The organism is Verrucosispora sp. NA02020, assembly GCF_013364215.1.
Classification (GTDB): Bacteria; Actinomycetota; Actinomycetes; order Mycobacteriales; family Micromonosporaceae; genus Micromonospora.
Genome location: NZ_CP054923.1, coordinates 2,237,488 through 2,258,729, shown reverse-complemented (window position 1 = coordinate 2,258,729; position 21,242 = coordinate 2,237,488). Strand labels below are relative to the sequence as shown.

Genomic DNA, 21,242 nt, shown 5'->3' with positions numbered 1-21,242 from the left:
CGGGATGTTTCGCGGGGCAGAGGTCCCGGGCGTTGCGGGACGGGCTGCGGCGGAGTCCGGTCGGTGTGCCGCAGCGGGGCGTGAGGTCAGTCGCCGGGTGGGGCGCGGGCACCGTGGGCACCCGGCGGGACCGCCGTCGGGAGGGACGCCGCCGGGCCGCCCACCACCGCCGTCACGGCGGGCCGCTGCGCCAGGCCCGCCTCGGGCGGCAGCCCGGGTACGCCGAGCGCGTCGGCGCGGTCGACGGCCCCCGTGGCGGACACCGTGACCAGCGCACCCGTCGACGAGGGGCGCCAGTCGGCACGGGGCGAGGGCACGAGGAGAGGAGCCGACCCGAACCGGCCGGCGACGGGGTGCCCGACGAGCGCGGCCTGTGCGGGCGCGGCCAGTGCGGGGGTGGCCAGTGCGGGCGCGGCCAGTGCGGGCATCGCCCAGGTGCCGAGGGTGAACGCGGCGGCGACCGCGAACCCGGTCAGCAGTCGCGTCGCCCAGCGCGCCAGCCACCACAGGGGACGGGCGGGCGCGACGGGAAGCACCCGGTCACGCTACCGCCACCACTGTCGCACCGCATCGGCGGCGGGCGTGTCAGGTAGACGACGCGCCGTAATCGGCACACGAAACAGCAGGTCGGGGCGTCGACGACAACGGTCCACGGTGGACTCAGCGGTCCCGGTCGCGGAGACCTGCCGTACTCGGCTCGTCACCCGGCACCCGCTGCCTCGGCGGCCCGGCGGGCGGGCCAGCGGGCGATCCGGCGGGCGGATCTGCGGACGGTCCCGCAGGCTCGGCGGACCCGCCACCAGGCGGGGCGGCGGGGCCGGCGGCAGCGCGGCTCGGGGCGAGTCGGCGCATCATCGGTTGCTCCACGTAGCGGTGCAGCAACGCGGCCAGCGCCAGGGTGAGCAGCAGGAACCCGATCACCGCCGGTACTCCCCACCAGCCGGGCAGGCCGGTGCCCCAGTCTCCGGTGAGCCGCAGGATCGTCATGATCGCGAAGACGTGCACCAGGTAGAAGGCGAACGAGACCTCGCCCAGCCAGACCATCAGCCGGGAACGCAGCGGCGAACGGCGACCGTGCACGTCCGCGTCGGCCGCCGCCGCGATCACCAGGACGTACGCCACCGACAGCAGTGCCGCCCAGAGTTCGGCCCGGATCCACTGCGAGGCCGCCACCCAGGTCGCGACGAAGATAACGGTGGCCAGCGGCAGCCGGGGCCCGCGCCAGCGACCGCGCAGCATCAGCTCGGCGGCGGCCACACCCATCCAGAACTCCAGCGACCGCACCAGCGGGAAGATCTGGGCGAACCACCACCGGCTCTGCTCCGGCACCAACTGCTGTCCGGGCCAGAGCGCCAGGATCAGCAACGGCATGGCGATCACGACGGCCCACAGCATCCACGGCCTGGCCCGTCGGATCAGCGGCAACGCCAACGGCAGGCACAGATAGAAGAACAGTTCGCAGGAGAGCGACCAGCTCACGTTGTTGACGCTGTAGAAGTAGCCCGGTCGCGGGTCCCATGCCTGGAGCAGGAAGAGGTTCTCCAGCGCGGCCACCGGGTTGATCGGGTCGGCGAACCAGAGCGCCGCGAGCATGGCCAGCGCCCACAACACCAGGTGGTTCGGATAGATCTTGGCGAGCCGACGACGCCAGAACCGGCGGCGGGAGTCACCGACCCGGGCCGACCAGACCAGCACGAAGCCGCTGAGGATGAAGAAGAACTGCACCCCGGACAGGCCCAGGGTGAAGATCTCGCTGACCACCGCCTGGTGACCGGGCTCGGCGATGATGCGCATGGTGCCGGCGTGGAAACCGAAGACCAGCAGCGCGGCGATCCAGCGCAGTCCGGTCAACGAGGGCAATCGGCTGGCGTCACCGCGTCGGGTGGTGGAGGGCTGCCTATCGACGACGGTGGCGCTGGTCATTCCGGGCACCATACCGGTGCGGGCACACCCACTCGACGCGAGGCAGGAGGGGCGGATGCGGCGCAGGTGTCAACCGGTCCTCCGGTGGCCTAGTATTCCCGGGACTTGGATGAGCACCCACCCCGCCATCCGGCTCGGTGGTGCGCCGGGCATGCCGAGGCGGGGCCGGCACCGACGAGAGGCAGAGTCAGCGATGCACCAGCGGATCCTGATGCGGGCCCGAAAGGGTCCCTTCGACGTCAACTCGCCCGAGGAGACGTTCGAGCGGAACCTGATCGGTGAGAACGCGGGCAACCTGGTCTTCAGTCACGCCGCGAACAAGCTGCTGGCCACCCGCGCCGCCACCATCACGCCCAACGGCTTCACGGTGAACATGCGCGACAGCGACCGGATCAACGAGGAGTACGACGTCTTCGTGGTCCCGCTGGCGAACGCGTTCCGGCGCAGCTACGCCCACCGGCTCGACGCGATGAGCCGGCTGATCGAGCGACTCAAGATCCCGGTCGTGGTGCTCGGGGTGGGTGTGCAGACGAACGTCGACGGTGACCGGGAATACCTCCGTCCGATCGACGACCAGGTCAGTCGCTTCTGCCGGGCCGTCCTCGACCGCTCGCCCAGCATCGGCGTCCGGGGTGAGATCACCGCCGACTACCTGCGGACGATCGGCTTCTCCAACGTCGACGTGATCGGCTGCCCGTCGATGTTCCTGCACGGCGACACCCTGCCGGTGGAGAAGCGCAAGACGTTCATCGGCCCGTACGACAAGATCGCGTTGACCGTCTCGCCGTACGTCAAGTCGATGGCGAAGATCATCAAGACGCACCACCAGCGCTACGAGAACCTGCGCTACATCCCGCAGGACCTCAAGACGCTGGGCACCCTGCTCTTCGGTGACGCCCCCGAGGACCGTGGCAAGACCAGCGAGATCCCGATCCACACCACGCACCCGCTGTTCACCGAGGACAAGGTGCGGATGTTCGTCGACCCGTGGACGTGGATCGACTACCTCTCCGGGTTCGACTTCAACTTCGGCACCCGCATCCACGGCACCATCGTCTCGCTGCTCGCCGGCACGCCGGGCTTCCTCTTCGCGCACGACTCGCGCACCCTGGAGCTGGCCCGCTACTTCGAGATCCCGCACCGGGTGATGCGCGACGTGCCGGCCGATGTGGACGCCGCCCAGCTCTACGACGAGGCCGACTACTCGGGCATGGTCAACGGCCACAAGCAGCGGTACGACACGATGCTCCAGTTCCTGACCAAGCACAACCTGGGCAACTCCTTCAACGACGCCGACAGCGCGGCGGTGTTCGACGCCACCCGGCAGGCGACCGCCTTCCCGCCGGCCGTCCGCCCGGCGCTGGCCACCTCGCCCGAGGTGCTGGTCAAGCGCATCGAGTGGCTTCGTGACCAGGAGGCCGTACTTCGCGAGCAGGCGTCACAGGCGATGCCTCGGCCGGAGCGGATCCGGACCCGGATCAAGAAGGCCGTCCCCGGCTCGGTGCGCCGCATGCTCAACCGTTAACCCCGCGCTGCCCGGCTGTTCAAAAACTCCACCACCGCCGGCCACGTCGGGTTCCAGGGCCGTCCATCCGGGCGGTCGATGGTTGCGGCGTGGTCATTCAGCCGACGCACGCGCCGCTGTTGAGCATCGTGGTACCCGTCTACCGCGTCGAGGCGTACCTGCGGCAGTGCCTCGACTCGATCCGTGGTGACGTGCCCGCCGACCGGGCCGCCGAGGTGGAACTGGTCGCGGTGGACGACGCGTCGCCGGACGGGTGCGGCGATCTGCTGCGCGCGTACGCGGCCGAGCATTCGGGCGTATGCGTGCGGCACCTGGCGACCAACGTCGGCCTCGGCCCGGCCCGCAACGCCGGGCTGGACGTGGCGACCGGCCGGTACGTCTGGTTCGTCGACAGCGACGACTGGCTGCCGCCGGGCACGATCCCGGCGGTGCTGGACCGGCTGCGGGCGGACCGCCCCGACGTGATGATGGTCGACCACCTGCGGGTGCACGACTGTGGCCGCCGGGAGGTGGACCCCAGCAGCCGGTTGCTGCGGGACGCACCCGGCGTGTTCCGGCTCGCCGACCGGCCCCGGCTGCTGCGGGTGCAGCACACCGCCTGGAACAAGGTGGTCCGCCGTGAGTTCCTGGCCGAGCTGGGGCTGCGCTTCCACCCCGGCTGGTACGAGGACATCCCGTTCAGCCACCCGCTGCTGATCGGCGCGGCACGCATCTCGGTGCTGGACCGGGTCTGTTACCTGTACCGCCAGGGCCGCCAGGGCGCCATCACCTCCACCCGCAGCGGCCGGCACTTCGACGCCTTCGACCAGTACGACCGGCTCTTCACCTGGCGGCACGAGCGGCACCCGGACGGGCGCTGGCACAGCGAGCTGTTCGACCTGATGGTGAACCATTTCCTGGTGGTGGTGGGCAACGACGACCGACTGCACCCGCACCTGCGGCGCGACTTCTTCCGCCGGGTCGCCGAGCACTACCGCCGGTACCTGCCGGGCAGCGGGTACCCCCGGCCCGGCGGAGTGGCCGGGTTCAAGCACCTCCTCGTCGGCCGGGACAGTTACCTGGCGTACGCCGCGCTGCGCCGGGCCCACCGGATGGCCACCCGGCTGCGCGCTGCGGCGCCCGCCGCCCCGCCCCCGCCCGACGCATCGGCCCCGACCGCCACGGCGACCGCCGCGTCCCCGCCCCCGCCCGACGGCGCAGCGGCCCCCACGTCACCCCGCCCGCTGGTGCGGACTCGTCAGAACGGAACACGATGACCACGTTGAAGATCGGCCCGCATCTGGTCGGCGCCGGGGAGCGCCCCTTCGTGGTGGCCGAGATGTCCGGCAACCACAACGGCGACCCGGGGCGGGCACTGTCCATCGTGGACGCCGTCGCGGCGGCCGGTGCACACGCGCTCAAGCTCCAGACGTACCGGCCCGACACGATCACCATCGACGTCGACACCCCGGCGTTCCGCATCTCCGGCGGGCACGAGCTGTGGGGCGGGCAGAACCTCTATCGGCTCTACGAGCGGGCACACACCCCGTACGAGTGGCACCGGCCGATCTTCGAACGGGCCCGTGAGCACGGGCTGACGGTCTTCTCCTCCCCCTTCGACGCCTCGGCCGTGGAGCTGCTGGAGGAACTGGACGCGCCCGCGTACAAGATCGCCTCGTCGGAGCTGGTCGACCTGCCGCTGATCCGGCTCGTCGCGGCCACCGGCAAGCCGATGGTCATCTCCACCGGGATGGCCACGCTGGCCGAGATCGACGCCGCCGTCCGCACCGCCCGCGACGGTGGTGCCGGTGGGATCGTGCTGCTGGCCTGCACCGCCTCGTACCCGGCCCCGCCCGCCGACAGCAACCTGCGCCGCATCCCGGTGCTCGCCGAGGCGTTCGGGGTACCCGTCGGTCTCTCCGACCACACGCCCGGCATCGGCGTGCCGGTCGCGTCGGTGGCCCTCGGGGCATGCTTCATCGAGAAACACGTCACGCTGGACCGCGCCGACGGCGGCGTGGACTCCGACTTCTCGCTGGACCCGTCCGAGCTTGCCGCGCTGGTGGTCGAATCGGAGCGGGCGTACGCGGCGCTCGGCGGCACCGCAGTCGGCCCCACCCCCGCCGAACGGGAGGGCCTGCGTTTCCGCCGCTCGCTCTACGTGGTGGCCGACGTGCGCGCCGGGGACGAGGTCACCGCCGCCACCGTACGCTCGATCCGGCCGGCCGGCGGGCTGCACCCGGTGGAGATCGACCGGGTCCTCGGTCGCCACTTCACCACCGACGTCGCCCGGGGCACCCCGCTGAGTTGGGACCTGATCTGAGCGTTGGCCCTCGCCGCCACCAGCTCGGCATGTGGTCGGCCGTTGCGGTCCCTCGCACAACGCCCCGACGGTCGGTGTCCCGCACAACGCCCCGACGGTTGGTGGGTAGATTTGTTGTCGCTGGGGCGACAACAAATCTACCCACCCCGAAGCGGCAGCCAGCGACATGCCGCGATCCGGCAGGCCGCTCTGGACTCGATCGGATGGGGCGAGGCGGTCGGGGCGTCGACGGCGCAGACGGTTCAGCTCGAAAGGGACCGACCAGGAGACGGCAGGCCCGGGAGACGGCAGGCCCGGGCCGGTCGGCGGCACGACGGCGCAGACGGTTCAGCTCGATAGGGACCGACCAGGAGGCGGTAGGTCCAGGTCAGGAGGCGGTAGGTCCGGACCGGGAGACGGCAGGCCCGGGATTACGGTGAAGGCGACGGTGACGACCAGGTCGGAGAGTGCCTCCCGGTCCGCCGAGCCGACCTCGCGGGCGAGGCCCGAAGGACCGAGGTCGAGGTCGAGCCCGAGGTCGAGATCGAGGTCGAGGTCGAGGTCGAGGACCAGTGTGCGCCACAGCCAGACCGTGCCGGCGGGCACACTCAGGCCGTACCGGCGCCAGAGGGCGACCATCGGCACGTCGGCGAGTTTGGCCACGCACTCGGTGCGGGTCCACCGGGCCCAGAAGTTCGAGGTGCCGAACCGGTGCGCCAGCATCGGCGGCACCTCGGCAGCGGCGTACTCGGCGTCGATCGCGACCCGCCAACCCGGGATCGGTGGCGCGTACCAGCCGACGCACCGTCCGTCGGCCAGGTGGCTGCGGGTGACGGCGTCGCCCGAGTCGGTGGCCGACGCGACCCGCAGGTGTCGCGGCGCGGCGGCGAGGAGCGTGGCCACGGACGGTCCGCCCGCGTCCACGGCGACGCGGGCGGACGGGGCGCGCGGGTCAGATCGAGGCGGCACCGTCGACCACGATGACCTGGCCGTTGATGTTCGTCTGGTCGCGCAGCAGCATCCGCACCACGGGTACCACCTCGTGCGGCTCGGTCAGGTGGCCGGTCGGGGTGCGGCGCACGATCTGGTCGAGTTGGGTCGGGCCGAGCACCGCTGACATCTCCGAGGCGAAGAAGCCCGGAGCGACGGCGTTGACCAGCATCCGGCCGCCCAACTCCCGGGCCAGCGAGCGGGTGGCGGCGTCCATCCCGCCCTTGGTGGCGGAGTACGCGACCAGGCCGGGGAAGCCGCGCTGCGCGCAGATCGAGGTGACGTTGACGATCCGCCCGCGCCGTCCCTGCGCCAGCATCCGCCGCACGGTGAGCCGGGTCAGCTGCAACGGGGCGGTCAGGTTGGTCTCGACGATCCGGGCGATGTCGGCGTCAGCGGTGTGTACGTGCAGCGAGTCCTGCCCGACCGCCGCGTTGTTGACCACCCCGTCGACCGGCCCGAGCCGCTCCTCCGCCGCCCGGAGGAACGCCTGCGTGGCGGCCCGGTCGGTGACGTCGACCGGGTCGACGTGGACCCGATCCGGACGGGCCTCGGCGAGCTTCGCCAGGTCCGGGGTGACGGTACGCGCGAAGGCGGCCACCTTCACTCCCGCGTCGAGCAGGTCGGTGACGATGGCGAGGCCCAGGCCCCGGGAACCGCCGGAGACGAGCACCACGGTGGAGGGCGGAACGGGGACGGCGGATTCAGACATCGCTCTTCAACGTCTCCTTGACGGGGATCTCGGCGTGCAGCCGGATCCGGCGGGGCACGGCGTACTCGGGCAGCCGGTCGGTGCACCAGCGCACCAACGCCGCCTCGTCCAGGTCCGGGCCGGTCGCGCCGGACACCGGAGGGGCGGGTACGACCTCGGCGACGACCATGTGACCGAGTAGCGGAGCGCGTCGGCCGGTGACCCGGGCCCAGGCCACCCGGGGGTGGGCGGTGAGCACGTCACGGACCAGCCCGGCGGAGACCTTGCTGCCGCCCACGTTGATCTCGTCGGTGTCGAGCCGCCCGCTGATCAGGACCCGGCCGTCGACGACCTGCGCCCGGTCCCCGGTGCGGACCGGTCCGGCCAACCCGACCCCGTGGTGCGGCGAGGTGATCACGAGTTCCCCGTCGCGCAGCCCGATGATGGGGCGTTCCGGGGCGCTGCGGTCCAGCCACTCGACCGGGAACCCGGCCCGCCCGTCGTGCACCACGATCGCCGCGCCGACCTCGGAGGAGGCGTAGATCCAGGAGATCCGGGCGGCCGGGAAGACCTCGCGCAGCCGGTCCAGGATCGCCTGGTCGACCGGCTCGCCGCCGAGGGTGAGCTGACGCAGCGGCACCCGGGCCAGCGCCTCGGGGTCGCGGTGCAGCGCCCGACGCCAGAAGGTGGGCGTACCGGAGGCCGCGTCGACACCGTGCGCGGCGGCCAGCGCCGGCCAGTCGTCGAGTCGCTCGGGCTCCACCACCACCAGGTGCTGTCCCGGCTGGGTCAGCGCCAGCGTCACCACCTGCCACCACGCGTACGTGCCGGGGGCGTACGGGCAGAGCCAGGTGCGGCCCGGTTGGGCACCCCGGACGGTGGTCACCGACTCCAGGGTGTGCCCGACGCGTTTCGGACGTCCGGTGGTGCCGGAGGTCAACAGCCAGAGCCGGCCGCGCTCGGCCGGTCGGGGCCGGGTCGGAGCGAGGACGACGAGGCCGTCCCCGCCCACGACGGCACCGTCCCCCAGCGCGGCCCCATGACCCAGCGGGGTCGGGTCGGCGGCGGTCAGGGTGAAGCCGGCGGCGCGCAGGTCGTCCCGCATTCCGGTGTCGACCCGACCGGCGCTGGTGAGCAGCAGTTCGGTGCCGTGCACGGCGTGGTGCCGGGCGGCGGCGAGCGCGTCGCGGGCGGAGTGCGCGAGCACCGCCACCGGGTCCGGCAGGACCGGTTCGGGCAGGTCCCGCCAGGTCAGCGCGCTGCCGCCGACCACGACGCGGTTGTCCACACCGGCCGGGTACGGGCCGAGGCGGGCGGCGGTCCGGACGCTCACTGCCGCTGGAGTTCGGCGAGGAAGTCGAGGACGTCGCCGACGGTGGCGATGCGCCGCAACCCGGGGGCGTCGAAGTTCAACTCCTCGCCCGTGGCGTCCTCGACCCGCAGGGCCAGTTCGGAGAAGTCCAGCGACCGGAAACCGATCTCCCGCAGATCCGCCGCGTCGTCGTCCGGCAGTACCTTTCCCTGATTGGCCAGCACCTGCCCCATGAGGTCGCGAATCTGCGCGCGACTCAATTCCGTCATGCCGCGGAGTGTACAGCCGGATGAATCGTGATTAGGGTGCCCGATGACCCTGGAAATGCGAACAGAAAGTGAGCGTTACGTGCTGCGAGACGCCACCGGGGACGACGTTAACCTGATGTTGTCCTGGCGTAATCAGGACGTCAATCGACAGGCCAGCAAGACCAGTCACGTGATCAGTGTCGAGGAGCACCGGCGGTGGTGGGCGGCAGTCCGCACCGACCCTTCCCGCCGGGTGTTGACCTACCTGCACGACGGGGTGCCCTGCGGTGCGGTCACCTTCTTCGACCTGCGGTTCGACGGTCCGCGTACCGGGTCGTGGGGGTTCTGTCTGGACGCCGAGGGGCTGGCCGAGCGGGGCGAGACGCTGCCCGTCTGGCTGGCCGTGACGCGGGCGGCGCTCGGGTACGCCTTCGACGTGCTGACACTGGACCGACTCGACGGAGAGGTGCTCGCCCACAACACCGTGGTACGGCAGATGAACCGTCGTCTCCGGTTCGTGGAGGGCGTGGGCCGCACGGAGGTGCACGACGGGCGGGAAATCACCGTGATCCCCATTTCACTGGAGCGCGGAAATCGCCGTCGACACTGATTCTGCATGCCGTCCACGTCGCGTTCACGACATGTTCGACGACTGTTTCCGACACCGCCGGAATCAAGCCCGACGGTGCCCGCCATTCACGGCCGCAGTGGCCCGGGTTAACCACCGGGCGTCGGCGCGTTAACCCACCGCCCCTAGCGTTCCCACCCGACCGGCTGCGGTGTCGCCGGCTCACCGACGACCACGGGAGCACCACATTGAGCGAGCTGAACGGATCGTCCATCCTCGTCACCGGGGGCACGGGTTCCTTCGGCCGGACCTTCCTCCGGCACCTCCTCAGCGAGGTCGACCCGGCCCGGGTGGTGGTCTTCTCCCGTGACGAGCTGAAGCAGTACGAGCTGCGCCAGCAACTCGGCGACGACCCGCGACTGCGCTGGTTCATCGGGGACATCCGGGACCGGCACCGGCTGACCCGGGCCATGCACGGGGTGGACCACGTGGTGCACGCCGCCGCGCTCAAGCAGGTCGACACCGCCGAGTACAACCCGTCGGAGTTCATCGCCACCAACATCACCGGGTCGCAGCACGTCGTCGACGCGGCGATCGAGGCCGGCGTACGCAAGGTCATCGCCCTCTCCACCGACAAGGCGTCCAGCCCGATCAACCTGTACGGCGCGACCAAGCTGGTCGGCGACAAGCTCTTCGTCTCCGCCAACCACTACGCCGCCCAGCACCCCACCCGCTTCTCGGTGGTGCGCTACGGCAACGTGGTCGGCAGCCGGGGCTCGGTGGTGCCGCTGTTCCGCCGCCTCGCCGCCGAGGGCCGCAGCCTGCCGATCACCGACAAGCGGATGACCCGGTTCTGGATCACGTTGGACCAGGCGGTGCAGTTCGTCCTGGACTCGTTCGACCAGATGCAGGGCGGCGAGCTGTTCGTGCCGCGTATCCCCAGCATGCGCATCCTCGACCTGGTCGAGGCCGTCGCGCCGGACGCCACCACACACGAGATCGGCATTCGTCCGGGCGAGAAGCTGCACGAGGAGATGATCGCGCCGGACGACAGCCGCCGGACGCTGATCGCCAAGGACCGCTTCATCGTGCAGCCGACCATCGCCACCTGGGGCTACCAGCCGCCCGTCGACTGCGAGCCGGTGTCGGACGGCTTCGCGTACCAGTCGGACACCAACGACGAGTGGCTCACCGTGCCGCAGTTGCGCGCCATGCTCGGCCTCACCGCCCTCGCCGCATGAGCATGCTGCCGTACGGCCGACAGTCGGTGACCGAGGAGGACGTCGCCGCCGTGGTCGCGGCCCTGCGCAGCGACTGGCTCACCACCGGCCCCGAGGTCGCCGCGTTCGAGGCGGAGCTGTCCCGGTGGGCCGGCGGCACCGGGGTGGCGACGGTCTCCAACGGCACGGCGGCGCTGCACGTGGCGTACGCGGCGGCGGGTGTCGGCCCCGGCGACGAGGTGATCGTGCCGCCGACGACGTTCGTGGCGACCGCGAGCAGCGCGCTGGCGCTGGGCGCGCGGATCGTCTTCGCCGACGTCGAGGAGGAGACGTACACACTGGACCCGGCCGCGGTGGCCGCCGCCGTCACCGAGCGGACCAAGGTCGTCGCCGCCGTGGACTACGCCGGACACCCGGCCGACTACGACGCGCTGCGCGCCGCGATCGAGGGTACGGGCGCCACGCTGCTCGCCGACGCGGCGCACTCGATCGGGGCCGCCTACCGGGGTCGGCCGGTCGGCACGCTCGCCGACGTGACCACGTTCTCGTTCTTCCCCACCAAGAACATGACCACCGCCGAGGGCGGCGCGGTCGTCACCGACGATCCGGAGCTGCTCACCCGGGCCCGCCGGTTCCGCAACATCGGGCTGGTGCGGGAACCCGACGAGCAGCGGTGGCCGGACGAGGGCGGCTGGCACCAGGAGGTGCACTCGTACGGGCTGAACTACCGGCTGCCCGACGTACTCTGCGCGCTCGGTCGCAGCCAGCTTCGCCGCCTCGACGCGTTCCTGGCCCGCCGGGCCGAGCTGGTGGCCCGCTACGACGAGGCCCTGGCCGACCTGCCCGGCGTACTCACCCCGGGTCGGCGGGACTGGGCCGCACCGGCCTGGCACCTGTACCCGATCCGGGTGCGCGACGGCCGCCGTCGACAGGTGTACGACCGGATGCGCGCCGCCGGCATCGGCGTACAGGTGAACTACATCCCGGTGCACTGGCACCCGGTCTTCGCCGACCTCGGCCACCGGCGCGGCACCCACCCGGTCGCGGAGGCGTTCTACGCCCAGCAACTGTCGCTGCCGCTCTACCCCGGGCTGCGCGACGCCGATCAGGACCGGGTCGTGGACGCGCTGGCTGCGGCGCTGCGCGGCACCCGGGTCCGGTCGGCCGCCTGAGAGGACCCGATGCACCACGCGAACCACTTCTACGGGCACGCGCACGTGCTGGCCCGCTACGCCGGACTGGGCGACGGGCATCCGCCCCGGATCGACGGGTACGTGCAGCACGGCTGGAACATCGGCGACGGGTTGGCGCCCGGACACCCGTACGCCGACCGCGCCCCCAGCCTGCTCTGGTCCGAGCAGACCCGGCGGCGGGCCTGGTCGGTGGGGCGACGCAACGTCACCGTGATCGGGGCGCCCTTCGCGTACCTGCTGGCGATGCGGGCCGCCGAGCCCGCGCCCGAGCGGGAGGGCACCATCTGGTACCCGTTCCACGGGTGGGAGGGGCAGCACGTCAAGGGTGACCACCGGGAGCTGATCGCCCGGATCCGGGACACCGAGCCCGGCCCGGTCACCGTCTGCCTCTACTGGCACGAGCACCGGATGCGTCGGGTCCGCCGGCTCTACGAGAACGCCGGGTTCCGGGTCGTCTGCCACGGCTACCGGGGGCACTGGTGGAAAGACACCGACCCGTCGTTCCTGGACCGGCAGCTCGACGAGCTGCGCCGCCACCGGCGGGTCGCGTCGAACCGGCTGACCAGCGCCATCTTCTACGGCGTCGCGGCCGGGTGCGAACCGGCCGTGTACGGCGACCCGATGACGCTGGCCGACGAGGACCCGACCTTCGGCGGCACCGCCCGGATCCGCCGCCAGTGGCCGGAGCTGCACGGCGAACGGGTGCACCTGGCCACCGCCGTGGAGATCACCCGCGCGGAACTGGGCACCGACCACCGCTACCCGCCCGCCGCCCTGCGCGAACTGCTGGGCTGGGCGACCCCGGACGAGGAGACGACGTGACGACCGAGACGGCCGTGACGCTGCCCGGCGGCGAGATGCCGGCCTGGTCCGACCGGGCCGCCGACGCCGGCCCGCTCGCCACGCTGGTGGCCGGGCTGGCACCCGACGGCGCCCGGGTGCTGCTGGCCGGGCCGCACGACCCGGCGGTACGCACGGCGCTGGCGCACACCCGGCTCACCGCGCTGCTGCGGGGCTACCCCGACGCGGCGGCGCTCGCCGGTCAGGTCGACCGGGTGGTGGTGGCCGGTGTGTCGGGGCTGCCCGACGACGAGGAGTACGACCTGGTGCTCGCCGCCGCCGGGCTGGACGCGATCGAGTCGGTCGAGGGGCCCCGGCTCGGGTGGGACGCCCGGCTGCGGCGCCTGGCGACGGCCGTGCGCCCCGGCGGGACGCTGCTGCTGCGGCTGGACAACCCGCTCGGCGTCCACCGGTTGGTGGCCGACTCCCCCTGGTACGCCGACCGCGCCGACGCGGCGTGGACCGTCGGCGGGGCGCTCGACGGGGACCGCCCGGCCGGGCTGGACCAGCTCCACGTCCGGCTGGTCGACGCCGGACTGCGAGTGGACGGCTGTTATGCCGGATATCCCCGGCCGGACCTGACCACCGCGCTGCTCGCCACCGACCGACTCAGCCGACACACCGACTCGGGGCTGTTCGACGCGGTGTTGCAGCGCAGTTGCGCCGAAGGGTTCGACGGCCGGTTCGTGCTGGCCGATCCGGCCCGGTTGGCCGTGGACGCGTTGCACGCCGGCAAGGCGGCCGAGCTGGCCCCGTGCTGGCTGGTGCTCGCCCAGCGGGGCACCGACACACCCGCCCCCCGCTCCGACGGGCTGCCGGTGGCGCTGGTGTGCTCCGACGGCACGGACGACACGGTCCTGGAGGTGGTCGACGGCCCGCAGGGCTGGCGGTGGCGTGGCACGGCACCGACCGGACGGACCACACCCGCCACCGCACCGTACGCGAGCCGACAGGCCGCCCACCGCGACCCGGCGGCACCGGACTGGCCGGTCCCGGCGGGGCGGCTGCTGCGGACCCTGCTGCTCGACGGTTGTCTGCGCCGCGACACCGGCCTGCTGCGTCGCCTCCTGCGCGGGTACGCCGACTGGCTCTCCGGGCAGGCCGAGCAGGGTCGGCTCGGCGGGGCGGTGGCGCTGGCCGGGGCGGAGAACCTGGTCGTCGCCGGTGACCGCTTCGCGGTGCTCGATCCGAGCTGGCGGGCCGGCGACCCGCTCCCGGTCGACGTGGTCCTCGCCCGGACGCTGTGGCGCTTCGCCACCGAACTGGTCACCGGCGGGTACGCCCACCCGTGGACCTCCACGCTGGACGTGGCGGGCCTGACCGTGGTGCTCGGCGGGGTCGCCGGACGGGACTTCGACCGCACGGTGGTGGACGCGGCGGTGGAGACCGAGGCCGCGGTGGGCGCCGCGCGACGGGGGCTGGACGCCGCCGGACGCGCCGACCTCGACGCCCACCTGCGCGCGGTCTCCCCGACCGACCCGCCGCCCGGTCCCCGCAGCTACCAGCAGCTCCACGAGGCGTGGCGACGCCAGCGCGAGGAGAACACCCGGATGGCCGCGCTGCTGGCCTGGACCGAGGAGCTGCTCACCTCGCGGGAACGCGCGCTGCGCCGGACCGAGGCGACGATCAACCTGCTCAGCGGTTCGCTCAGCTACCGGGTGGGTCGGCTCGCCGTCACCCCGGCCCGGCTGGCCCGCCGGGGCGCGGGGGCCGCGAAGCGGCGCGTCCGTGCCGCCCTGACGCCCCAGCAACCCAAGCGGACGGACCAGTCGTGACCGAACGGATCGTGGGCGTGGTGCAGGCCCGGATGGGCTCCTCCCGGCTGCCCGGCAAGGTGCTGCGTCCCCTCGCCGGACGCAGCGTACTGGGCCGGGTGGTGCGGGCCGCGCAGGACAGCGGAGTCCTCGCCGACCTGGTGGTCGCCACCAGCACCGACCCCGGCGACGACGCGGTGGTCGCCGAGTGCGAACGGCTCGGGGCGGCCTGGCACCGGGGACCCGTCGACGACGTGCTGGCCCGTTTCGTCGGCGCGCTCGACGCCCACCCGGGCGAGGCGGTGATGCGGTTCACCGCCGACTGCCCGCTGCTCGACCCGCAGATCGTCACGCTGGTCGCCTCGGTGTACCGGGCGGTGCCCGGCCTGGACTACGCCAGCACGTCGATCGCCCGTACGCTGCCACGCGGCCTGGACGTGGAGATCATCCGCACGGAGGCGCTGCGGACCGTGGACACGCTCGCCACCGGCCATGACCGGGTGCACGTCACCTCGTACGCGTACGCTCATCCGGAGCGCTTCCGGGTGCTCGGCGTCACCCTCCCACCGGACCGGTCCCGGCTGCGGCTCACCCTCGACACCGAGCCGGACTGGCAACTGGTCAGCGCCGTGGCGGCGCACTTCGGCGACGTCGCCGTGCCGTTGGCCACGCTCGCCGACTGGCTCGACCGGCGACCGGAGGTGCGGGCACTCAACGCCGACGTGCGGCAGAAGCGGTTGGAGGAATGCTGAGCACGGTACGAGTCGGTCTGCGCTGCGACGCGGACCCGCAACGCGGCGTCGGGCACCTGGTCCGCTGTCTCGCCCTCGGCGAGGAACTCCTGGCCCGGGGTGCCACCGTCGAGGTGTTCGGCACGGTGACCGTCGGCTGGGCGGCCGGTCACCTCGCCGCCCGGGGCATCCCGCTGCGTCCCGGCCCGGACACCCCGGACGGACTGGTCAGCGCGGCCCGCCGGCACGACCTGGACGTGCTGGTGCTCGACTCGTACGACCTCGACCCGGCCGGTGCGCACGCGCTGCGGAGGGCCGGGGTGCTGACCCTGGCCGTCGTCGACGGCGACACCCGGGGGCAGGACGCCGACCTGTTCCTGGACCAGAACTTCGGCGCCGACATGGTGACCTCCGGACGGCTGCTGGCCGGCAGCGCGTACGCCCTGCTGCGCGACTCGGTGCTGGCCGCCCGGCCGGCGACGCCCCGCCCGGCGAGGCAGGTGGACCGGCCCTCGGTGCTGGCCTTCTTCGGCGGCACCGACGCGGCCGCAGCGGCACCGGTCCTGGCCGAGCTGCTGCTGGCCACCGGGCGGCCGATGACGCTCACCGTCGTCGTCGGGCGCCCCGAGGTCACCGGGCGACTCACCGCGCTGACCACCGGACCGGGCCAGTCGCTGCGGCCGGTGCCGCCCACCGGCGCCCTGCCGGAGATGATCGCCGCCGCCGACCTGGTGGTCAGCGCGGCTGGCACCTCGACCTGGGAACTCTGCTGTCTCGGTGCCCCGTCGGCGCTGGTCTGCGTGGTCGACAACCAACGCGAGTCGTACCGCCGGGTGGCCGCCGCCGGGCTGGCCGCCGGACTCGGCGAACTGCCGGACCTCCGCACCGACGACACCACCCGGACCGCCGCCCTCCGGACCCTGGACGAGCTGCTCACCAGCGGCGTACACCGGGCCGCCCTCTCGGCCCGGGCCCACGCGGCCGTGGACGGGCGCGGTCGGGGTCGGGTGGTCGACGCGATGCTCGACGCCCTCGACCACCAGTGGATCGCACAGGTCCCGTAGCGCCGCATCCCGACAGGAGCAAGGTGTGGGGGGATGGTCTCCTTCGGTCCCTGTCGAGCTGAGCCGTACGTGCTATCAGGGGCCGGTGACGACCGACCAGCAGGTCAGGGACGCGACGCGGATGCCCCACCGACGGCCCGGGCAACGCGATCCGTTGGCGCTCTCAGCTCGACAGCGGCCGTACCTGACACGGCACCACCTCCACACGGTGGAGGTGGTGCCGTAGATTCCGCTCACCCGCACCCGGCGGCGCGGATCAGTCGCGGTCGATCTGGTGACCGATGACCGTGGGGCCGAGCATGACGGCGAAACCGGAGCCGTCCCGGCGCGGATCGGCGGCCGGCAACTCCACCGGCTCCCCGTTCACCGTGGAACCCACCGGACGCGGACCGATCCAGCCGACGACCACGTCGGTCTCCCCCTTGAGGAACCGCTGCGCCCGCACCCCGCCGGTCGCCCGCCCCTTCACCGGGTACGCCGCGAACGGCGTCACCTTCACCGTGCCGCCGGTGGAGGTGACCACCATCGGCTCACCGTGCTCCGGATCGTCGGTGCGCACCGCACCGAAGTACACCACCTGCGCGTCACCCGGCAGCGCGATCCCCGCCATGCCGCCGCCCTTGAGCCCCTGCGGACGCACCGTGCCCGCCGGGAAGCGCAGCAGCGACGCCGCACTGGTCAGGAACGCCAACGTCTCCGCACCGTCGGTCAACCAGCTCGCTCCGACCACCTCGTCACCCGCACGCAGCCCGATCACCTCGAACTCGTCCGAGCGCACCGGCCAGTCGGGAGCACAGACCTTGACCACACCCTGCCGGGTCCCCAGCGCCAGACCGGGCGAACCCTCGGCGGTCGCACCGAGCGGCGCCAGCCCCACCACCGTCTCCCCCGGCGCCAACGGCACCAGCTCGGCGGCGGACATCCCGCCCCGCAACGACACCGTGCCCGCCTGCTCCGGCAGCACCGGCAGCGGCAGCACGTCGACCTTGAACGCCCGCCCCGCACTGGTCACCAGCAACACCCGACCCCGGGCGGTGGAGTGCACCAGCGCGCGTACCGCGTCGTGTTTGACCCGGCCGTGCCGACGCCGCCCCTCGGCGGCCTCCTCCGACTCGGCGGCGGTACGCGCCACCAGCCCGGTGGCGGAGAGGATCACCTGACACGGGTCGTCGGCCACCTCCAGCGGCCCGGCCGGCACGGACGCCGCCAGCACCTCCTTGAGGTCACCGTCGACGAGCGTCGTCCGACGCGGCGCCGCGAACTGCTTCACCACCGCGGCAAGCTCGTCGGAGACGACCTTCTTGAGCACGTTCTCGTCGTCCAGGATGGTGGACAGCTCGGCGATCTCCCCGCGCAGCTTCTCCTGCTCGGCCTCCAGCTCCAACCGGTCGAACTTGGTCAACCGGCGCAACGGAGTGTCCAGGATGTAGGTCGCCTGGATCTCGGAGAGTGTGAACTGCCGCATCAGGCCGCTCTTGGCCGCCGGGGCGTCCTCGCTGGCCCGGATCAGCTTGACCACCTTGTCGATGTCGAGCAGCGCGATCAGCAGGCCGTCGACCAGGTGCAGCCGCTCCTCGCGCTTACGCTTGCGGTACGCGCTGCGCCGGGTCACCACCTCGTACCGGTGCGCCAGGAACACCTCCAGCAGCTCCTTGAGCCCCAGGGTGCGCGGCTGGCCGTCGACCAGCACCAGGTTGTTCACGCCGAAGGACTGCTCCAGCGGGGTGAGGCGGTAGAGGTCGGCGAGCAGCGCCTGCGGGTTGACCCCGACCTTGCACTCCACCACCAGGCGGGTGCCGCTCTCCCGGTCGGTCAGGTCCTTCACGTCGGCGATGCCGGTCAGCCGCTTGGTCTTGTTCACCTCGTTGGTGATCGCCGCGATGACCTTCTCCGCACCGACGCCGTACGGCAGCTCGACCACGGTGATCGCCTGCCGTCCCCGGCTGCCCTCCAGCGGGCCGATCTCCACCTTGCCGCGCATCCGCACCACACCCCGCCCGGTCTCGTACGCCCGGCGCACCTCGTCGAGGCCGAGCAGCAGACCACCGGTGGGCAGGTCGGGACCGGGCACGAACTCCATCAGCTTGTCGAGGGTGGCGTTCGGGTGCCGGATCAGCCAGCGGGCCGCCGAGACCACCTCGCCGAGGTTGTGCGGGATCATGTTCGTCGCCATCCCGACCGCGATGCCGGAGGCGCCGTTGACCAGCAGGTTCGGGAAGGCGGCCGGCAACACGGTGGGCTGGGTCAGCGAGCCGTCGTAGTTGGGCTCGACGTCGACGGTGTCCTCACCCAGCTCGCCGACGAGCAGCATCGCCTCCCGCGACATCCGAGCCTCGGTGTAACGCGACGCTGCCGGTCCATCGTCCGGGCTCCCAAAATTCCCATGCCCGTCGATGAGCGGGGTGTTCAGCGAGAAGTCCTGCGCCAACCGCACCATCGCGTCGTAGATGGCGCTGTCGCCGTGCGGGTGGTACTTACCCATCGTGTCGCCGACGATGCGGGCCGACTTCACGTGCGCCCGGTCCGGCCGGTAGCCCTGCTCGTACATCGACCAGAGGATGCGCCGGTGCACCGGCTTGAGGCCGTCCCGCGCGTCCGGCAGGGCGCGCGAGTGGATGACCGAGAAGGCGTACTCCAGGTAGGAGTCGGAGACCTCGGTGACCAGCGGGTTGTCGACGATCCGCGCGCCGGCCCGGTCGAACGCGGAGTGGTCGACCTTGGTGTCCTTGCGGCGTGCCATGGCTCAGCTTTCCTTCCAGAACCCGGTGGTCAGGCGTCGATGGCGTCGCGGTCGACGCGGTCGGCGGAGTCGATCAGCCAGTTGCGGCGCGGCTCGACCTTCTCCCCCATCAGCAGGTCGAGGATCCGTTCGGCGGCGTCGACGTCGTCGATGGTGATCCGGCGTACCGACCGGGTGGCGGGGTTCATCGTGGTCTCCCACAACTCGTCGGCGTCCATCTCACCGAGACCCTTGAAGCGCGGCACCGGGGTGACGATCTGCTTGCCGGCCGAGGCGAGCTTGCGGACCGTCGCCTCCATCTCCGCCTGGGTGTAGGTGTAGATGGTCTCGGGGTTGCGCCCCTTGGTGGTGATCTTGTGCAGGGGCGGCATCGCGGCGTAGAGCCGGCCCGACTCGATCAACGGTCGCATGTAGCGGGCGAAGAGGGTGATCAGCAGCGTCCGGATGTGCGCGCCGTCGACGTCCGCGTCGGCCATGATGAGCACCCGGCCGTACCGCAGCGAGGACAGGTCGAAGGTACGCCCCGACCCCGCGCCGAGGACCTGCACGATCGCGGCGCACTCGGCGTTGTCCAGCACCTGCTGGAGGTTGGCCTTCTGCACGTTCAGGATCTTGCCCCGGATCGGCAGTAGCGCCTGATACTCCGCAGAGCGGGCAAGTCGCCCTGTGCCCAATGCGCTGTCGCCCTCGACGATGAAAAGCTCACTCCTGTCAATACCTGCGGCGCGGCAGTCGACCAGCTTGGGCGGCATGGACGCGCCCTCCAGGGCGGTCTTGCGCCGGGCGGCGTCCTTCTGCTGCTTCTGGGTCAGCCGCACCCGGGCCGCATCGACGATCTTCTGGAGGACCGTCCGCGCCTCGGTCTTGGTCCTGCGGTCGTCCAGCCAGGACTTGACGTGCTGCTCGACCAGCCCCTGCACCACCTTGACCACACCGGCGGTGGAGAGCTCGTCCTTGGTCTGCGAGGTGAACTGCGGCTCGGGCACCCGCACGTGCACCACCGCGGTCATGCCCTCCAGGACGTCGTCCAGGGTGGGCGCGTCCTCCTTGGCCTTGAGCAGACCCCGGGTGTTGCGGACGGCGTCGGCGAGCGTACGCGCCAGCGCCCGCTCGAAGCCCTTGCGGTGTGTCCCGCCGTGCGCGTTGCGGATGGTGTTGGTGAAGCACTCGACGGTGCGCTCGTATCCGGTGCCCCAGCGGAAGGCCACCTCGATCTCGGCGCGCCGCTGCACGTTGGACTGCATCACACCGTTGGCGTCGGCGGCGTTCTCGCGGTAGGTCCCCTCGCCGGTGACCAGCAGGGTGCCGGAGACCGGCCGGTCACCGGTCGGGGCGAGGAAGTCCACCATGTCGGTGAGCCCGTTCGGGTAGTGGAACCGCTCCTCGGTGGGCTGCTCGCCGGTGTGGTCGCGCAGGAGGTAGCTGACGCCGGGGACCAGGAACGCGGTGTGGCGCAGCTTGGCCCGGACCGCGTCGTGGTCGAGGGCGGCACCGGTCTCGAAGTAGCGGGGGTCGTGCCAGTAGCGGATCGAGGTGCCGGTGCGCTGGCCGCGCTTGACCCCGCCGACGACCTGGAGCCCCGGGCCGGGGGTGAAGGACGCGTCCGGGCCGTCGCCGTCGAAGATGCCCGGCACACCGTGCCGGAACGACATGGTGTGCACCTTGCCGCCCCGACGGACGGTGACGTCGAAGCGGCGGGAGAGCGCGTTGACCGCCGAGGCGCCGACCCCGTGCAGGCCGCCGGAGGTCTTGTAGCCGGAGCCGCCGAACTTGCCGCCGGCGTGCAGCCGGGTGAGGACCAGTTCGACGCCGGAGATGCCGGAGCGGGCGTGCACGTCGGTGGGGATGCCACGCCCGTCGTCGTCGACCTGCACCGAGCCGTCGGCATGCAGGATGACCTCGACCTTCGTGGCGTGACCGGCCACACCCTCGTCGGTGGAGTTGTCGAGGATCTCGTTGACGAGGTGGCCCACGCCACGGCTGTCGGTGGAACCGATGTACATGCCGGGACGCTTGCGAACGGCGTCCAGCCCCTCGAGGTGGGTGAGGTCGTCGGCCCCGTACAGGGTCTCAGGCTCTGCGGTCAACTGGTCGTACTCCCCGGTCTCGGCGATGTGCTGCACCGCACCGTCGGCGGTCGGCCCGGCGCGGGCACGCCGCAG

At 72.2% G+C, this 21,242-nt stretch carries 18 protein-coding genes; 10 read left to right on the top strand and 8 right to left on the bottom strand.

Annotation, left to right across the window (positions count from 1 at the left end):
* Positions 1-86: 86 nt before the first annotated feature.
* Both HUT12_RS09905 and HUT12_RS09900 read right to left on the bottom strand, forming a co-directional pair.
* On the bottom strand, positions 87-536 hold the full coding sequence (locus HUT12_RS09905; RefSeq protein ID WP_176093186.1) for a hypothetical protein: 450 nt from the start codon (positions 534-536) through the stop codon (positions 87-89).
* A 124-nt stretch (positions 537-660) separates the two neighbouring features.
* Entirely contained in the window at positions 661-1,923 is a 1,263-nt protein-coding gene (locus tag HUT12_RS09900; RefSeq protein WP_176093185.1) for an acyltransferase, read from the bottom strand.
* Between the two features lie 193 nt (positions 1,924-2,116).
* On the opposite strand from HUT12_RS09900, the gene HUT12_RS09895 reads away from it, so the two are divergent.
* The 3 genes from HUT12_RS09895 to pseI all read left to right on the top strand — a co-directional run bounded on the left by HUT12_RS09895 (position 2,117) and on the right by pseI (position 5,750).
* Complete coding sequence (locus HUT12_RS09895) at positions 2,117-3,448, top strand: polysaccharide pyruvyl transferase family protein (RefSeq protein WP_131057022.1); 1,332 nt, start codon at positions 2,117-2,119, stop codon at positions 3,446-3,448.
* Between the two features lie 89 nt (positions 3,449-3,537).
* On the top strand, positions 3,538-4,704 hold the full coding sequence (locus tag HUT12_RS09890) for a glycosyltransferase (RefSeq protein WP_254876766.1): 1,167 nt from the start codon (positions 3,538-3,540) through the stop codon (positions 4,702-4,704).
* On the top strand, positions 4,701-5,750 hold the full coding sequence (gene pseI, locus HUT12_RS09885) for a pseudaminic acid synthase (RefSeq protein WP_176093184.1): 1,050 nt from the start codon (positions 4,701-4,703) through the stop codon (positions 5,748-5,750). Before HUT12_RS09890 ends, pseI begins: the two co-directional genes overlap by 4 nt.
* A 327-nt stretch (positions 5,751-6,077) precedes the next feature.
* Here pseI and HUT12_RS09880 read toward each other — a convergent pair whose 3' ends face one another.
* Genes HUT12_RS09880 through HUT12_RS09865 form a run of 4 tightly spaced genes read right to left on the bottom strand, consistent with a single transcriptional unit; the run spans position 6,078 to position 8,991 of the window.
* A complete protein-coding gene (locus HUT12_RS09880) occupies positions 6,078-6,632 on the bottom strand; it encodes a hypothetical protein (RefSeq protein WP_176093183.1) in 555 nt (184 codons plus the stop codon).
* A 49-nt stretch (positions 6,633-6,681) separates the two neighbouring features.
* The gene (locus HUT12_RS09875; RefSeq protein WP_176093182.1) at positions 6,682-7,431 is read right to left on the bottom strand and encodes an SDR family NAD(P)-dependent oxidoreductase; all 750 of its coding nucleotides are present in this window, start codon (positions 7,429-7,431) and stop codon (positions 6,682-6,684) included.
* Positions 7,424-8,743 (bottom strand): AMP-binding protein, encoded by a 1,320-nt coding sequence (locus HUT12_RS09870; RefSeq protein WP_176093181.1) that lies wholly within the window; start codon positions 8,741-8,743, stop codon positions 7,424-7,426. The genes HUT12_RS09875 and HUT12_RS09870 overlap by 8 nt, the downstream gene beginning before the upstream one ends.
* Entirely contained in the window at positions 8,740-8,991 is a 252-nt protein-coding gene (locus tag HUT12_RS09865; protein ID WP_162854373.1) for an acyl carrier protein, read from the bottom strand. Before HUT12_RS09865 ends, HUT12_RS09870 begins: the two co-directional genes overlap by 4 nt.
* Positions 8,992-9,046: 55 nt before the next feature.
* On the opposite strand from HUT12_RS09865, the gene HUT12_RS09860 reads away from it, so the two are divergent.
* The 7 genes from HUT12_RS09860 to HUT12_RS09830 all read left to right on the top strand — a co-directional run bounded on the left by HUT12_RS09860 (position 9,047) and on the right by HUT12_RS09830 (position 16,340).
* Complete coding sequence (locus HUT12_RS09860; protein WP_254876765.1) at positions 9,047-9,580, top strand: GNAT family N-acetyltransferase; 534 nt, start codon at positions 9,047-9,049, stop codon at positions 9,578-9,580.
* A 206-nt stretch (positions 9,581-9,786) separates the two neighbouring features.
* Complete coding sequence (gene pseB / locus HUT12_RS09855) at positions 9,787-10,779, top strand: UDP-N-acetylglucosamine 4,6-dehydratase (inverting) (protein WP_131054456.1); 993 nt, start codon at positions 9,787-9,789, stop codon at positions 10,777-10,779.
* A gap of 2 nt (positions 10,780-10,781) precedes the next feature.
* On the top strand, positions 10,782-11,930 hold the full coding sequence (locus HUT12_RS09850; RefSeq protein ID WP_176095715.1) for a DegT/DnrJ/EryC1/StrS aminotransferase family protein: 1,149 nt from the start codon (positions 10,782-10,784) through the stop codon (positions 11,928-11,930).
* 9 nt (positions 11,931-11,939) lie between these two features.
* Positions 11,940-12,773: a hypothetical protein gene (locus HUT12_RS09845; protein WP_176093180.1), complete on the top strand. Its 834-nt coding sequence runs from the start codon at positions 11,940-11,942 to the stop codon at positions 12,771-12,773.
* 35 nt (positions 12,774-12,808) lie between these two features.
* Positions 12,809-14,566: a class I SAM-dependent methyltransferase gene (locus HUT12_RS09840; protein WP_176095714.1), complete on the top strand. Its 1,758-nt coding sequence runs from the start codon at positions 12,809-12,811 to the stop codon at positions 14,564-14,566.
* A complete protein-coding gene (locus HUT12_RS09835) occupies positions 14,563-15,297 on the top strand; it encodes an NTP transferase domain-containing protein (RefSeq protein ID WP_176093179.1) in 735 nt (244 codons plus the stop codon). Before HUT12_RS09840 ends, HUT12_RS09835 begins: the two co-directional genes overlap by 4 nt.
* On the top strand, positions 15,294-16,340 hold the full coding sequence (locus HUT12_RS09830; protein ID WP_176095713.1) for a PseG/SpsG family protein: 1,047 nt from the start codon (positions 15,294-15,296) through the stop codon (positions 16,338-16,340). Before HUT12_RS09835 ends, HUT12_RS09830 begins: the two co-directional genes overlap by 4 nt.
* Positions 16,341-16,596: 256 nt before the next feature.
* Here the strand turns inward: HUT12_RS09830 and HUT12_RS09825 are convergent, their stop codons facing one another.
* The gene (locus tag HUT12_RS09825; RefSeq protein ID WP_131053747.1) at positions 16,597-19,080 is read right to left on the bottom strand and encodes a DNA topoisomerase (ATP-hydrolyzing) subunit A; all 2,484 of its coding nucleotides are present in this window, start codon (positions 19,078-19,080) and stop codon (positions 16,597-16,599) included.
* Positions 19,081-19,109: 29 nt separating this feature from the next.
* The gene (locus HUT12_RS09820) at positions 19,110-21,167 is read right to left on the bottom strand and encodes a DNA topoisomerase IV subunit B (RefSeq protein ID WP_254877039.1); all 2,058 of its coding nucleotides are present in this window, start codon (positions 21,165-21,167) and stop codon (positions 19,110-19,112) included.
* Positions 21,168-21,242: the final 75 nt, after the last annotated feature.

Bases quoted from the DNA above. Each gene is read 5' to 3' on its own strand.
- pseI (WP_176093184.1), top strand. From the start codon at position 4,701: ATGACCACGTTGAAGATCGGCCCGCATCTGGTCGGCGCCGGGGAGCGC.
- HUT12_RS09860 (WP_254876765.1), top strand. From the start codon at position 9,047: ATGCGAACAGAAAGTGAGCGTTACGTGCTGCGAGACGCCACCGGGGAC.
- HUT12_RS09895 (WP_131057022.1), top strand. From the start codon at position 2,117: ATGCACCAGCGGATCCTGATGCGGGCCCGAAAGGGTCCCTTCGACGTC.
- HUT12_RS09865 (WP_162854373.1), bottom strand. From the start codon at position 8,991: ATGACGGAATTGAGTCGCGCGCAGATTCGCGACCTCATGGGGCAGGTG.
- HUT12_RS09850 (WP_176095715.1), top strand. From the start codon at position 10,782: ATGCTGCCGTACGGCCGACAGTCGGTGACCGAGGAGGACGTCGCCGCC.
- HUT12_RS09825 (WP_131053747.1), bottom strand. From the start codon at position 19,080: ATGGCACGCCGCAAGGACACCAAGGTCGACCACTCCGCGTTCGACCGG.
- HUT12_RS09900 (WP_176093185.1), bottom strand. From the start codon at position 1,923: ATGACCAGCGCCACCGTCGTCGATAGGCAGCCCTCCACCACCCGACGC.
- HUT12_RS09845 (WP_176093180.1), top strand. From the start codon at position 11,940: ATGCACCACGCGAACCACTTCTACGGGCACGCGCACGTGCTGGCCCGC.
- HUT12_RS09840 (WP_176095714.1), top strand. From the start codon at position 12,809: ATGCCGGCCTGGTCCGACCGGGCCGCCGACGCCGGCCCGCTCGCCACG.
- HUT12_RS09875 (WP_176093182.1), bottom strand. From the start codon at position 7,431: ATGTCTGAATCCGCCGTCCCCGTTCCGCCCTCCACCGTGGTGCTCGTC.